This window comes from Ignatzschineria sp. 22MB058224 (assembly GCF_058188435.1).
Genome location: NZ_CP187366.1, coordinates 958,517 through 972,348, shown reverse-complemented (window position 1 = coordinate 972,348; position 13,832 = coordinate 958,517). Strand labels below are relative to the sequence as shown.

Genomic DNA, 13,832 nt, shown 5'->3' with positions numbered 1-13,832 from the left:
TTGGAGTGAAAGAGCTATGAGCATCAATATTTCCCGACGGGGATTTATGAAAGTAGGAGTAGTCGGGGGTATGACGTTAATGGTTGGAAAGTTACCATTGGCACAAGCTACCGAAATGTATTCTGGTCCTACAACAACAGATTGGATGGGATCTGATGGAAAACCTCGTTACCGTTGGGATGCGATTCGCAAAGTGACGGGACAAAAAAACTTTGCCCGTGATTACCGAGCAAAAGATATCGAAGGCTGGCCATCGAAGCAGGCCTATGCTTTTATGCTTAAAACAACGAAGGTGAATCGTACTTTTGAGGGCATTGATCTTTCAAGTCTTGGCGGCGAACTTCAACCTGACCGTATCGTGTTACAAGAAGATTTAGCGCGTGATGGGCTCAATATCCCACAAGATACGAGTATGGGCTCTAATTTTTATGGACAAAATATTCTCTTACCAAAAGGGGAAACGCCACCAATTTATGGACATCCTGCAGCAATCTTAATCTATACTGATTTTGCACGTTACAATGCCGCTTTTAAAAAACTTCAATTTAATGATAAAGCGATTACCTACGGGGAAGTGACAGGTGAAAATCCTCCCGCGAATTATGGCGCTGCGCGTTATGTTCGGATAGGGGGCGATACGCCACGTTCGCCATCAATTTTTTCACCTTACCAAGATGCAGCGGCGAAAGGTGTATTTAACGGCAATGAAGTTCTCTGGCCACCATCAGCAATCGCAACCCCTCACATAACTCAAAGTCTTCGTTATCGTAATCGCGGTGGGGGATTTATCAAAGCGCTTGAGAAGGCAGATAAAAAGCCAGAGGTTCAACGAGTCGCGATTGAACATGCTGAGCGAATTGCCGAAGAGATCGCGACTGCAAAAAATAATCCAAAGAAATTGGTGCTCAATCGTCAAGGATTCTCTCAATCGATTGATCCATCGGCAATGGAACCTGATAATTGTAATGTTTGGTACGATGAACCCGCAAAGACGCTCCATATTTTAACGGCGACACAATCGCCGGCAGGTGTTGTGAATATGGCGGCAGATTTAGTGAAGAATAGTCACTTTAAAGATATTCGCGATATCTTACTTTTAACAGGTTCAACCGTGGGTTACGGTTCTAAAGATTATTCGGTTTATCCTATCTATGCGATGGTTGCGAGTTTTTATAGTAATGGTTTACCGGTAAGAATGGCGAATACCCGTTATGAGCAATTTCAAATGGGAATGAAGCGTCATTCAGTAGAGATGGATGTTACTATTACCGCCGATCGTGAAACGGGGAAGTTTGAGATTTTAAAAGGTACTTATAACTGTAACGGGGGTGGACGCGAAAATCTTTCTGTGGCGGTATCGCATGTTGCGGTACGTGGTGCTCAATCGATTTACTATTTTCCAAAATCAGATTTAACGGCCTTAGCAATGGCAACGACAGCGGTTGAAGCTGGTTCAATGCGTGGTTTTGGATCGCTTCAATCGATGGCGATTACGGAGTTAATGGTCGATGAGATCGCGAATACTCTTAAAATTGATCCCATTGAATTACGTAAGCGTAATGCGATTCAAGAAGGGTATACCAATACCCAAGGTGGTGTTTTTGCAGGAGATCCTCGTAATATAGAGATGCTCGAAATGGCAGAGAAACATCCCGTTTGGCAGCGGCGAGATCTAGAAAAAGAGAATTTTGAGCGAAAAAATCCTGGGAAAAAATATGGTGTCGGCTTTGCGCAGGTACAACAAGTCTATGGCTCAAGTGGTGTACCGACTATCCTTTCATTAGAGTTTGATGCTAATGGCCAATTATCGATGCGTCATTGTGTGCAAGAGATTGGAACCGGTGGGACAACTGCTCAGCAAGTGATGGTTTGGAATGCCCTTGGGAAAGCGCCTGATTATGTGGAATTTGGTGTAACTGACTTTCCAGAATTACCCCTTCGTACGAGTTGGGCGGATCAAAAGGAACAAAACCGTTTAGCAAAAGAGGATCCTTATTGGACGCCGGGATTAATTCCTGATATGAGCTCTTCAAGTGGGGTCTATTACATTGGTTTTGGAACGCGGCAGGCGGGAAAATTTCTTTTAGAAAATAGTCTTTGGCCTGCGGCAAAAGCGATTTGGAGTGAAGGTATCGGTGGCGGTAGTTTTAACAGTCTGAATGTTGAGTTGAGTGATCTTCGGATTAGCGATGCAGGATTGGGTGGTGGAGGAATGACGCCGATTCCATTTGAGGTTTTGGCTAAGAAAGCCCATGAAATGGGGTTAATTACCGGTGTTGCAGTTCATGCATATTCTAGTTGGCAATGGGCAAGAGCAGAATTTAATATCCCAACTGTTGGGGTAAGAGAATTACCACTTGATGCGCTTGCTGTGAAATATGGCGATGGTGCCTCTGAAGCACTGAAAGCCCGAATGATGACTGGCGGTTATGATTTTATCAAACGCAATATTGCTTATTTTCCTGATACTGATCGCTCTGGTGCAGATCCTACAACGGTAACACCAGCTTCTTGTCTGGTTGAACTTAATATCGATACTTTCTCTGGTGATGTGGAGATTATGTCACATCATATGTTAATGAATCCTGGCACCATGATTGTGCCAGAGCTTGTATCGGGGCAAGTACAAGGCGGAACTGCGATGGGTATTGGGCATGCATTGATGGAAGAGTTACCGCTCTATGAAGAAGGGCCGGGGAATGGTACTTGGAATTTTAATCGCTATATTCTTCCGCGAGCAAAAGATGTCGCGGTATGGACGCAGACGGCTGATTATTTACCACCGCTCTCCGAAACATCGCCTCCGAAAGGAATGGCAGAGTTGGGGATGATTCCAATTTTACCAGCTGTTGGAAATGCCATCGCTCATGCTACTGGTAAACGGTTTTATCAGTTCCCGATTACGCCAGCGAAATTGCGAGCAATATATGAAAATCCAGAAAATGAGAAGCGAGCAGAATAATGAGTAATAGTCGTAAAAATCATAATATGAATGCCAAAATTAATGACAATCCACAATACACAGGATTAGAGCGTAAAGCCTTATCACTGATTATTAATGGTGAGAAAGTTGGTCCAATACAGGTGCCGTTAGCGATGTCCATGATCGACTTTCTTCATGAGTATTTAGATCTTACCGGTACGCATTTTGGATGTGGGCAAGGCGTTTGTCATGCTTGTACGGTGATGGAGATATTACCCGATGGTACTAAGGAAGAGGTGCGAACTTGTATTTATGGAGCGCATTTTTTTGAAGGGAAAAATATCGTTACTATTGAAGGACAAGCTTCAAAAGATCCTGATGGAAAAATTGTGCTTACACCGATTCAGCAGGCTTTTATTGATAACTTTGCTTTTCAATGCGGTTACTGTGCGCCAGGATTTGTGACCGGTGCAACAGTCTTTTTAGACCGTCTTAATCGTCAACCGATAAAACGAGATCAGCTAGAGCGTGCGATAGAAGAGGCTCTAAATGATCATATCTGTCGTTGTACCGGATATGTTCGTTACTATGAAGCAATTCGTGATGTCGCATTAGCAACGCCAGGTTGCGTTGTGGATTAGGAGTGAAAATGAAATATAAAGCGCATTATGGTGATTATCGCCCTGTCAGAAAAGGCCGTTTTAAACGCTGGTTCTACTCATTATTGTTGTTATTGATTATTGGTGCAATATTAACCTATGCAGGGGTTTTTCGTTCAAGTGCCGTTGACAGTCGCTTTGAGAAACCTTTGAGTAAGGATGAAATCGAACAATTGATACCTCGCGGTAGAGAAATCGCGCTCGCTGGTGATTGTTTTGGATGTCATTCACGCCCCGATGGTCCAATGGGCGCAGGAGGTGTAGAGATCAAAACACCTTTCGGGACAATATTTTCAACGAATATTACCCCGGATCGACGTTATGGTATTGGTAGTTATAGTCGCGCGGATTTCCATCGTGCAATGAAATGGGGAATCGGTAAGGATAAAGGAAATCTCTACCCCGCGATGCCATTTGTATTTACCCATATTACTAACGATCGGGATATTGATGCACTTTATGCCTATCTTAAAAGTATTCCGGCAATGGCGGTACCTAATGCTAAAAATAGTGGAGTATTTGCCTTGCCAGTTCGGCGCTTTATGAATTTTTGGACACTCTTTAATTTTCCCAATAGAACGTACAGCGTTGATCGTGAACGCTCGACTGATTGGAATCGCGGCGCATATTTAGTCGAAGGCCTAGCACATTGTGGTGCGTGCCATACGCCGAGAAACTTTATGATGGGGGTAAAATTCTCCAAAGCATTGGAAGGCGGGTATGAAAATGGATTATCCATTCCCAATATCACCGCAAAGGGACTTGCAAAAAGAGGTTATAGTGTTGAGAGCTTAAAAAAATATCTTGAAACGGGTATTTCTGAATTTGGCACAGCATTTTTAGATATGGAAACAGTAGTACAACATTCTACAAGTCAGATGAATGAGAGTGATGTTCAAGCGATTGCGACCTATCTTATGACAAGTAAAGATGGACGGTTACTCAATGCGCAAGAGTCTCCTGTGATTATGAATCAAGTTGCAGGTTTTATGAAAAAAGGCGATAAAGTCGCCGGATATGATCTCTATATCAGTGCTTGTTCCAATTGCCATGGGCTAGAGGGTGAGGGAATTCCAAATGTAGCGCCAGGTTTGAGAAATAATGGCGTGATTGAGATGAGTGATCCAGCGACACTTATCGCTGTTGTTTTAAAGGGGTTACCGACTACAAATTACACTAACGGACAGCGAATGTATGCGATGCCTGCATTTATAGGAAAATTAAGTCATAAAGAGATTGCCGATATTTTAACGTGGCTACGAGAAACGTGGGGCAATGAGCAACGTCCTGATCTTGAGAGTCACTTTTCGGAGCAAGGAGTACAATCTGTATCTAACGGAAGTAATACTGAAGAGCCGTAAGATTTATATATAGATGCTGTATTAATGCTGTATTAGATGAAATGACTACAAACTACAAATTAAGTAGCATTATTTATTGAATTATAAAGGAAAAAGATGGTATGAGTAATAATATGCTTTTTTATCGTGAAATTGAGGCACTTTCAAGAGATACACATGCAGATTTAAAATTAGAGCCTCTAAATCGATATGATTTCGTAAAGGATATGTATTGGGCACCACTTGCGGGCACTGAATTTTTTGAAGCTGCAAAAAACTATCCCGTAGTCTTTTTAAAAAATGAAGAAAACTTCATCCCAATTGCACTTTTAGGTCTGCAAGATCAGCAAAATCTTTTTGTAGAATCGAATGGTGAATGGCCCGAAGAGATCTATATTCCTGCATTTATTCGCCGTTATCCATTTGTACTGGCTGAAACAGGAAAGGATGATGAACAGTTAACGGTCTGTATAGATAAGCAATATGAGGGACTGAATAATAAAAAAGGGCAAGAATTATTTACAAAAGAGGGCGAGAATTCGCAATATCTTGAGAATATCCTTAATTTTTTAATGAATTATAATGCAGATATGCAGCGAACACGCGATTTTGTAGGGGTATTATTAGAGAAAGAGTTACTCGAAAGTAAAGTTGTCACAATTGAAGATGGTAAAGGCGAGTCATTTGATGTGCATAACATCTATCTCATTGATGAAGCTAAATTCCGAGAGGTGGATGCTGAAACATTAGAACAGATGAATAATATGGGGATGTTAGGGTGGGTATTTGCTCATTTTTATTCAATGAATAACTTCCCAATGCTCTATGATCTTTTTAAAAAGCGTAATGCCCTTAATAAAGCTACCTCAAAAGAGGCTAGTAAGCCAAAGGTAAAATAGTTAATAGAGATAATCCAGGTATTTAGTTTATTTTCATCCTATTTTTATAGCGAAATTTTGAGCATTAAAAAAAGAAAACCCACTATGTTATTTAGTGGGTTTTTTTGATTCATTGTCTTAGGATGAATTTTATTAATTTTTATTAATGTTAATACTAATTACTCAGCTGTAACGTTAACAGTGATCTCTACATCTACATCTGCATGTAAATGAAGTGTTACAACGTGCTCACCTAAAGAACGGATCGCACCTTCATTGATACGAACTTCTTTGCGATCAACAGGAACACCTGCTTCTGTAATTAATGTTGCGATATCTTGTGCTGTAACTGAACCAAATAAACGGCCTTCAGAACCTGCATTTGCAGCAATCGTCATTACTAAACCTGCAAGTTTCTCACCACGAGCAGTCGCAGCTGCAAGAAGATCTGCTTGACGCATTTCCAACTCTGCACGACGCGCTTCGAAACGCTCGATATTTGCAGGAGTTGCTTCTGTTGCTAAGCTTTTTGGAAGTAAATAGTTACGAGCATATCCTGGTTTAACATCGACTGTGTCACCAAGAGAACCTAAATTTTCAATTTTTTCTAAAAGAATAACTTTCATTGTATCTCCCTTTGGACAATTAGTGTTGATCAGTGTATGGGAGCAATGCAATGTAGCGAGCGCGTTTAATTGCAGTTGCAAGTTGACGCTGATAGCGTGCGCTTGTACCCGTTACACGGCTCGGTACAATTTTACCTGTTTCAGTGATGTAATTTTTTAATAAGTTTACATCTTTGTAGTCGATTTCTTTAACGCCTTCAGCGGTAAAACGACAATATTTTCTACGACGAACAAAACGTGACATAATTTTTTACCTTTAAAATATCTATAGGAAAGAGTTTAGAGGATTAAGCTTCTTCGCTTTCATCATCTGCACTGTCATCTTCTTCAACTTCAACTTCAATCTCTTCACGTACTTCTACTTGACGCTCAGGTTTAGCTGCGATGACAGATGGTTCTGTTTCTGCTTCTTCTTTGTTAATGATAAGATCACGGATGACAGCATCATTGAAACGGAACGCGCTTTGAAGCTCTTCTAAAGCTGCTTTGTCACATTCAATATTCATGAGAACGTAATGTGCTTTGTGGATTTTTTGAATTGGGTAAGCAAGTTGGCGACGACCCCAATCTTCTAAGCGATGAATTGCCCCACCATTGTCAGTTACAATTGCTTTGTAACGGTCAATCATTGCAGGAACTTGTTCGCTTTGGTCTGGATGAACCAGAAATACTACTTCGTAATGACGCATTATTCATGCTCCTTATGGATTTAAAAATAATTTAAAGTCTTTTATTACTGACTAAAAGACAAGGAGACCAAGACCTTTAAAAAGGTCAAAATCAAGCTCGGTATTATACCCATCTTTTTGTATAAAGGAAAGTAGGGTAAGTGGAATCTTTAATATCGTAATTATTATTTTGCCGAGCTAACTTCTAAATTCTCTGCAATGGATTCTGTGAGCAGCGCTTCACCTAATTTAATGGGACAGTGCTCACTAATTAGATCGGTGAAATTTAATTCATTGTTATCGGTAATCATAATGACCGTTGAGCCCATATTAAAACGCCCCATTTCTTGACCTTTTGCAATTGTGATCGCCTCGTGAGAGTAGTCACTGTACTGTAATATTTTGCCGTAAGGTGGAGTAACCGCGCCAGCCCATACTGTTTCGATGCTTGAGACATTCACCGCACCGACGAGAATCAGAATCATTTTTCCTTTCTCAGTATTAAAAAGGGAGATATGCCGTTCATTTTCTGCAAAAAGTGCTGGGATTTCTTCTGTCATTTTTAGTGAAACACTATAAAGTTTTCCAGGGATATGAATGGTTTTTTGTAGTGTTCCGGTAATAGGCATATGAATGCGATGGTAATCTCGAGGAGAGAGATATACCGTTGCAAATTGTCCATCAGCAAACTGTGCTGCAAGCATTGGATCGGCAATGAGACTTTCTAAAGTAAATTGATGACCTTTTGCATGAATAAATGTTGTTTTATCAAGTTGTCCAAAGGCGGCAATCTTTCCATCAGCGGGTGACACAAAATCCGCACTTTCGATGGGTCGAGCACCTTCTTTGAGCTCTCGGGTAAAGAAATCATTAAAGGTTGCGAATTCATCAGGCGACTGTCTTGCATAATCCTGCCACTCAATTTTGTAGAGTTTAGCAAATTGTTTGATAAAAAAGTTTTTGAACCAAGTCGCGCGGATACGGGTAATTTTTCGAAATAACCACGATGAAACACGTTGTATAGAATAAATTTTAAACATGAGATCTCGGTAGTATAAAGAGATTGGGAGACGAAAATAGCGTATCTATCTTCGTTTGAAATAATTAGCGATATTCTACTGATTTTGGATCCATTTTTCAGCAGTAATTAAATCTTTCTCAGTATCAATGCCAGGAGGCGGCGTTTTAAGTGAGATAGCAACACTAATGGTGAAATTGTTAGCTAATGCACGAAGTTGCTCAAGTTTTTCGAGAGTTTCAAGTTGTGATGAGACAAGATGAGGATACTGATTTAAGAAGGAAGCCCGATAAGCATAAAGCCCGATATGACGAAGGTAAGGTGTTTCCCCCTCAATTATGCCGGTAGTTTGCATATTATTTCGTTGATAAGGAATCGGTGCGCGGGAAAAGTAGAGCGCTTCATCCGCTTCATTGAGTACAACTTTCACAGCATTAGGATCGTGAATTTCTGTCCAATCATAGAGTGGTGTTGCTAGTGTACTCATTGCAGCATTGGGATTTTTAATGAGCGTTTGTGCGGCTAATTCAATAAAATCTGTCGATAAAAAAGGCTCGTCACCTTGCCAATTAACAATCACTTGATCTTCTGGAAATTGTAATATTTTTGATACTTCGCTGAGCCGGTCAGTGCCTGATTCATGCGTGTTACTTGTCATAACAACCTCTGCTCCTAATGCATGCATATGATCATAAATTGCTTGAGAATCCGTGGCGATAATGACCCGCTTTGCAGCGCTTTTTTTAGCACTATGCCAAGTTCGTTCAATGAGTGGTTGTCCGCCAAGGTTTCGGAGCATTTTTTGAGGTAAACGCGACGACTGTAAGCGTGCGGGAATAACAATTATATAATCCATAACAGCCCATCTATTTTGTAGAAAAAGGCATTATATCAATTTCAAAAAATCAATCCTAACTCCTTTTTGAGGATTATTAGAATAAATATTATTTGCGTAAATTTTTTTCTGTATAAAATTTAAGACGATAAATCGTGAACTTTTTATGGAAGTTTTTTTTATGAAATTTAATTGTTTTTTGGCTTGACTTATTCACAACTTTTGAGAGTTTCGATAAATAGAGCATTCTCTATCAAACTTATAAAAATATTTTATGATTCTTGAAATCAATTGATATCAGTGAGTTCTAAACGTGTATAATTTTTGGGCATATAATCAAAGTTGGCATTTTTATGCCTTTTGTTATTCTTTTAGGTAGGTTATCCCCAATGTTATCCACAGCAACTGTGGGTATCTATTTCTTGAGAGTAGAAACCTTAAAAGTCAAGGTAGCAAAGTCAAACATTCTTCATATTTTTTTAAAAATGCTCTATTTATACGATTAAATAACGTTAATAATTTTATTCTAAGAATAAACGATGTATTGTCATTTTTGCATGCAAAAGTAAATTTATTTTTTGCTGACATATAAAAACTGACAACTTTTAGGAATTTTTAAAGTCGTATTTAATCAGTTTGCTAAAAGTGAATTTTTACAATAAATTCGCTATGATAATGGCTCTACAATTAGAGCTAGATATCAATGAAAGATACAACTTTACATCAATTATTAGCAGTGATTGCAACATTACGTTCTGAGAATGGTTGCCCTTGGGATCGTGCTCAAACACATGAATCTTTAATTCCTTTCTTAAAAGAAGAGAGTGCAGAAGTGATTGATGCAATTATCTTACATGATGCTGAGAATCTTCAAGAAGAGCTCGGCGATTTACTTTTGCAAGTCTTGCTTCATGCACAGATCGCGACAGAAAAATCGCAATTTTCATTTCAAGATGTGATGCAGGCATTAACCGAAAAATTGATTCGTCGTCATCCTCATGTTTTTGCTGGTAAGGTTTATGGTAGTGTTGCAGAGCAAAAAACAGATTGGGAGCGTATTAAGCACGAGGAGCAATTAGCAAAAGGGAAGGAATTTAAAGGACGCTCATTATTGGGCACGATTCCTTTTTCATTAGAACCCATGGAGCAGGCAAAATTGATTCAAGAAAAAGCTGCGACAGTAGGATTTGATTGGGATAATTTCTCTGATGTTTTAGCAAAAGTAGAAGAGGAAAAAGCGGAGTTTGAAGAAGCGATGCTGCTCAACGAACGTGATGCAATAGAAAATGAACTTGGTGATCTTTTTTTCTCATTGATCAATGTTGCTCGTTTTCTAAATATTGATCCATCGACTGCATTAAATCGTACAAATATGAAATTCCGTGCTCGTTTTTCGGATATTGAAGCTAATGCAGATAAACCGCTTACTGAGATGTCGCTTGAAGAGCTTGATGCTCGATGGGATAGCGCAAAGAAAAAGGGGCTATAAATGTGGCATAAATCCCTAGAGAATCGTGATAATCAGAATGTATTAACGGTTAGTCAGCTCAATAGTGCTGTAAAAGATTGTTTGGAATCGCAGTTTTTTTATTGTCAAGTAGAGGGGGAGGTTTCGAATGCTGCTTTCCCGCAATCGGGGCATATTTACTTTAACTTGAAAGATGATGGTTCAGTCATCAAAGCTGTAATTTGGCGAGCCCAGGCGATTCTTTATCGGGGGTTGATTGTCGGTGGTCAAAAGATTAAACTCACAGGGAAAATAGGGGTCTATTCACCAAGAGGTGAATACCAATTTATCGTATCAAAGGTCGAAGAGGCTGGGAAGGGTGACCTGCATCAACAATTTGAATTACTAAAGAAAAAACTAGCGCAAGAAGGTTTATTTGATTCCCGTTATAAACAAATCATCCCTGCTCATCCAAGCAGGGTAGGAATTATTACTTCATCCACAGCTGCGGCATTGCAGGATGTTTTGAATATATTCGCAAGTCATCGGCCTGATATTGATTTAAAGCTTTACAATACACGCGTACAAGGTACGGGTGCAGAGCATGAAATCGCGGATGCGATTTTGCGAGCGAATCAAGAAAATGAGTGCGATCTACTTTTGGTTATTCGTGGTGGTGGCAGTATTGAAGATCTATGGGCTTTTAATGAAGAAGTCGTTGCTCGTGCAATATTTGCTTCCTCTATCCCGATTATTACGGGGATTGGACATGAGACGGATTATACGATTGCGGATTTTGTAGCAGATTTAAGAGCTCCGACGCCCTCGATAGCAGCGAAATATTCTTCTCAATCCCGTGATGAACTTTATCAGGTATTAAATGATTTTCGCGAGCGTTTAAACCGGTTAATGCTTCGTAAAATTGATCTAGTACACAATCAATTGAAGGGAGTATCTCATCGTTTGATTCGTAGAGATCCCAAAGTTCAATTGATAACGTTCAAACAACAATTTGAACGTTTAAATGCTGAACTGCAATATCTAATGAAACAGAAACAGATGAAAACATACACAGATTTTGCAAAGTTAGCACAGCAACTTCAGCCACGATTAATGACTGAAAAACAACAACAATATTTTCAAAAATTTCAAGGGTTGTCCGAACAGTTAGAAAAAATGATAACGTTTAAACAACAACAAAAATATAAAGAGTTTCTGCAATTGGTAGAAAAATTATCAATTTTAAGTCCGCTGAATATTCTATTGAGAGGATATTCAATGACAACGCTTAATGGGCAAATTGTTAAATCGATTACTCAAGTAACCAAAGGCGATGTATTAACAGTTCAGATTCCTGATGGAAAAATTCATACAATCGTTAAGGATATCGAACCTTAAGGATATCAGTGATAACTAGGTATTATTGATATGTGATATGGGGATCTGCGGAGTCAAATGCGCATGGAAGAAAAACAAAATAACATTGATCGCATACTTATAACTGCCGTAGTGAGTTTTTGATAAAGTGATTGTGTTTTAAAAATTGATCACAGAGTAATGGCAAGCGTTTATCAAATAAAATTGCGGTATGTGAACGATCGAGTGTTGTAAAATCGGTCATTCCTTCGATTTGAGTCTCTTTAAGGTAAACAGTGCCATCGTTGAGATACTTGTCCTTTGGAATAGTCTCTGTAAGTTTTTCTAATAAAAGTGAAGAGGGTCCAAATGCTCTTGTACCCGCAATGACCCCAAGTGGGATATTAATAAATGGCCAACTTAATAGTTGGGATCCTGGGTAAAGTGCGCTTTGTGATTTCCCAATGAGAATACCAAAATGGTGCTGTGATAGATATTTCACAATTTGTGAGCCATGATAGGGTGGAGTAATCGCGATTACCTTTTTCAAGTGGGGAAAGAAATAGGTCTTGAGAGTATTTAGCGTTAATAATCCACCAAGACTATGGCTAATAATGGCAAAAGGCGTTTGAAGTTCATCGAGAAATCTTCTAAAGCGTTGGCAATTTTGATGTAAATTACGCCAGAGTGTTGGATAGTCGAAGTAGAGGATGGAATATCCAAGTTTTTCCAGACGTTTTCCTAAAACTTTCATGATAAAGCTAGATTGATATAAGCCATGTACTAATACAATAGTTTTTATAGATGATCCAATCGGGTTGTTCATAGTATCCCTTGACAGTCTTGTATCAGTTATAAGTGTTGTATAAAAAAAATCTGCTATTGAGCAGATTTTTGAGCAACTATTTATTTGATAATTTTAAGAGAGGGTTTTTTAGTGCTATTCTTCTTCACTTCAGTTAATCCCGTATCTTTCTCTTTTTCGGGTGACTCAGATGATTGATCAACAATATCTAATGCAGGTCTACGAGATGTAGTTTTACTTGGCGTTTGTAGTTGAGTCTCGGTGAAGTAATCACTTGGTAATGCTTCAGTCTTAAAACCCATTCCTTCCCCATTTTCTTGAGCATAAATAGCCACAACAGCGCCGATAGGGATATTAATTTCTTCTGATACACCAGAAAAACGTGCTGAAAAAGTGATCCACTCATCTCCAAGATAGAGGCTTTGAGTAGCAGAGGGGAGAATATTGAGTATAATTCGACCTTCAGATACAAACTGTTGTGGAACTTCAACAAACGGAAGTGTTGCATCTACCACAATATATGGTGTGCAATTATTATCTAATATCCATTCATAAAGTGCTCGAATGAAGTAAGGCTTGTTAGAAGTCATCACTTACTTATATCCTTTAAATAGTTTTCTCTTTTTTATCAAATGCGAGTTTTACACTCTCTTTTTCCATTAAACGATCGTAATAATCTAAAACTGGTTGTGCTTTTTTAGGAAGAGGGATCTCAAGATATTTAACCCACCATAAGAAAGGAGCAATTGTCGCATCAATAAGTGTGAAATCATCATTTTGGAAGTAATTGGTTTGTGCAAATAGTGGAGTATAAGTGACTAATAAATCTGCAATTGCCTTATTTGTTTTATTGTCCGCTGTTTTTCTACCGATAAGTTTTTCAACTAAAGGATACCAATTATTGACAACCGTTTTAAGTGTTAAACGAAATTTAGCACGTACAATTGGGTCATTAGGGAGTAATGGTGGATGAGGAAAACGCTCATCAAGAAACTCTAAAATAGTGTCTGTATGATAAATTGCGATTTCACGTGTAATTAATGTCGGAAGAATCACCTGAGGATTAACCTCTAGTAGATCTTCAGGTGGATTATTAGGATCGACAATAACTGTCTCACAAGTGATATTTTTCTCTAAAAGAGTGACTTTAACACGATCACCATCTAAAGAATTTTTCTCAGTAAATAGGGTAAAGCCTGTACGTCTTGTTGACATAAATTTAATCTCCTTAATCGCAAGTAAGGAGCAAGACTACTTGAGAATTGCTCCTTACCCAT

General features: G+C 39.0%; 14 protein-coding genes. 6 read left to right on the top strand and 8 right to left on the bottom strand.

Annotated features, from left to right (window positions below):
* Positions 1-16 precede the first annotated feature (16 nt).
* The 4 genes from ACPF7B_RS04125 to ACPF7B_RS04110 all read left to right on the top strand — a co-directional run bounded on the left by ACPF7B_RS04125 (position 17) and on the right by ACPF7B_RS04110 (position 5,821).
* Positions 17-2,962, top strand: a complete 2,946-nt coding sequence (locus ACPF7B_RS04125) for a xanthine dehydrogenase family protein molybdopterin-binding subunit (protein ID WP_490506364.1) — start codon at positions 17-19, stop codon at positions 2,960-2,962.
* A 26-nt stretch (positions 2,963-2,988) separates the two neighbouring features.
* Positions 2,989-3,564 carry a (2Fe-2S)-binding protein gene (locus ACPF7B_RS04120; RefSeq protein ID WP_490506495.1) on the top strand — a complete coding sequence of 192 codons (576 nt, stop codon included), beginning with the start codon at positions 2,989-2,991 and terminating at the stop codon, positions 3,562-3,564.
* Positions 3,565-3,572: 8 nt separating this feature from the next.
* Complete coding sequence (locus tag ACPF7B_RS04115) at positions 3,573-4,943, top strand: cytochrome c (protein WP_490506363.1); 1,371 nt, start codon at positions 3,573-3,575, stop codon at positions 4,941-4,943.
* Positions 4,944-5,044: 101 nt separating this feature from the next.
* Positions 5,045-5,821, top strand: a complete 777-nt coding sequence (locus ACPF7B_RS04110) for a SapC family protein (RefSeq protein WP_490506362.1) — start codon at positions 5,045-5,047, stop codon at positions 5,819-5,821.
* Positions 5,822-5,979: 158 nt separating this feature from the next.
* On the opposite strand, the gene rplI is transcribed toward ACPF7B_RS04110, so the two are convergent.
* The 5 genes from rplI to kdsB all read right to left on the bottom strand — a co-directional run bounded on the left by rplI (position 5,980) and on the right by kdsB (position 8,968).
* Complete coding sequence (rplI, locus tag ACPF7B_RS04105; RefSeq protein ID WP_490506361.1) at positions 5,980-6,426, bottom strand: 50S ribosomal protein L9; 447 nt, start codon at positions 6,424-6,426, stop codon at positions 5,980-5,982.
* Between the two features lie 19 nt (positions 6,427-6,445).
* Positions 6,446-6,670: a 30S ribosomal protein S18 gene (gene rpsR, locus ACPF7B_RS04100; RefSeq protein ID WP_026879079.1), complete on the bottom strand. Its 225-nt coding sequence runs from the start codon at positions 6,668-6,670 to the stop codon at positions 6,446-6,448.
* Positions 6,671-6,713: 43 nt separating this feature from the next.
* Positions 6,714-7,115: a 30S ribosomal protein S6 gene (rpsF, locus tag ACPF7B_RS04095; RefSeq protein WP_490506360.1), complete on the bottom strand. Its 402-nt coding sequence runs from the start codon at positions 7,113-7,115 to the stop codon at positions 6,714-6,716.
* Positions 7,116-7,279: 164 nt separating this feature from the next.
* The gene (gene asd, locus ACPF7B_RS04090) at positions 7,280-8,134 is read right to left on the bottom strand and encodes an archaetidylserine decarboxylase (RefSeq protein ID WP_490506359.1); all 855 of its coding nucleotides are present in this window, start codon (positions 8,132-8,134) and stop codon (positions 7,280-7,282) included.
* A gap of 75 nt (positions 8,135-8,209) precedes the next feature.
* Positions 8,210-8,968, bottom strand: coding sequence for a 3-deoxy-manno-octulosonate cytidylyltransferase (gene kdsB, locus ACPF7B_RS04085; protein ID WP_490506358.1), 759 nt, complete (start codon positions 8,966-8,968; stop codon positions 8,210-8,212).
* A 682-nt stretch (positions 8,969-9,650) separates the two neighbouring features.
* On the opposite strand from kdsB, the gene mazG reads away from it, so the two are divergent.
* On the top strand, positions 9,651-10,436 hold the full coding sequence (gene mazG, locus ACPF7B_RS04080; RefSeq protein WP_490506357.1) for a nucleoside triphosphate pyrophosphohydrolase: 786 nt from the start codon (positions 9,651-9,653) through the stop codon (positions 10,434-10,436).
* Positions 10,437-11,792 (top strand): exodeoxyribonuclease VII large subunit, encoded by a 1,356-nt coding sequence (gene xseA / locus ACPF7B_RS04075; RefSeq protein WP_490506356.1) that lies wholly within the window; start codon positions 10,437-10,439, stop codon positions 11,790-11,792.
* Between the two features lie 97 nt (positions 11,793-11,889).
* On the opposite strand, the gene ACPF7B_RS04070 is transcribed toward xseA, so the two are convergent.
* The 3 genes from ACPF7B_RS04070 to ACPF7B_RS04060 form a co-directional block, all read right to left on the bottom strand.
* Positions 11,890-12,576: an esterase/lipase family protein gene (locus tag ACPF7B_RS04070; RefSeq protein WP_490506355.1), complete on the bottom strand. Its 687-nt coding sequence runs from the start codon at positions 12,574-12,576 to the stop codon at positions 11,890-11,892.
* A gap of 80 nt (positions 12,577-12,656) precedes the next feature.
* A complete protein-coding gene (locus ACPF7B_RS04065; protein ID WP_490506354.1) occupies positions 12,657-13,145 on the bottom strand; it encodes a ClpXP protease specificity-enhancing factor in 489 nt (162 codons plus the stop codon).
* Between the two features lie 16 nt (positions 13,146-13,161).
* Positions 13,162-13,770, bottom strand: coding sequence for a glutathione S-transferase N-terminal domain-containing protein (locus ACPF7B_RS04060; RefSeq protein WP_490506353.1), 609 nt, complete (start codon positions 13,768-13,770; stop codon positions 13,162-13,164).
* Between the last annotated feature and the right edge of the window lie 62 nt (positions 13,771-13,832).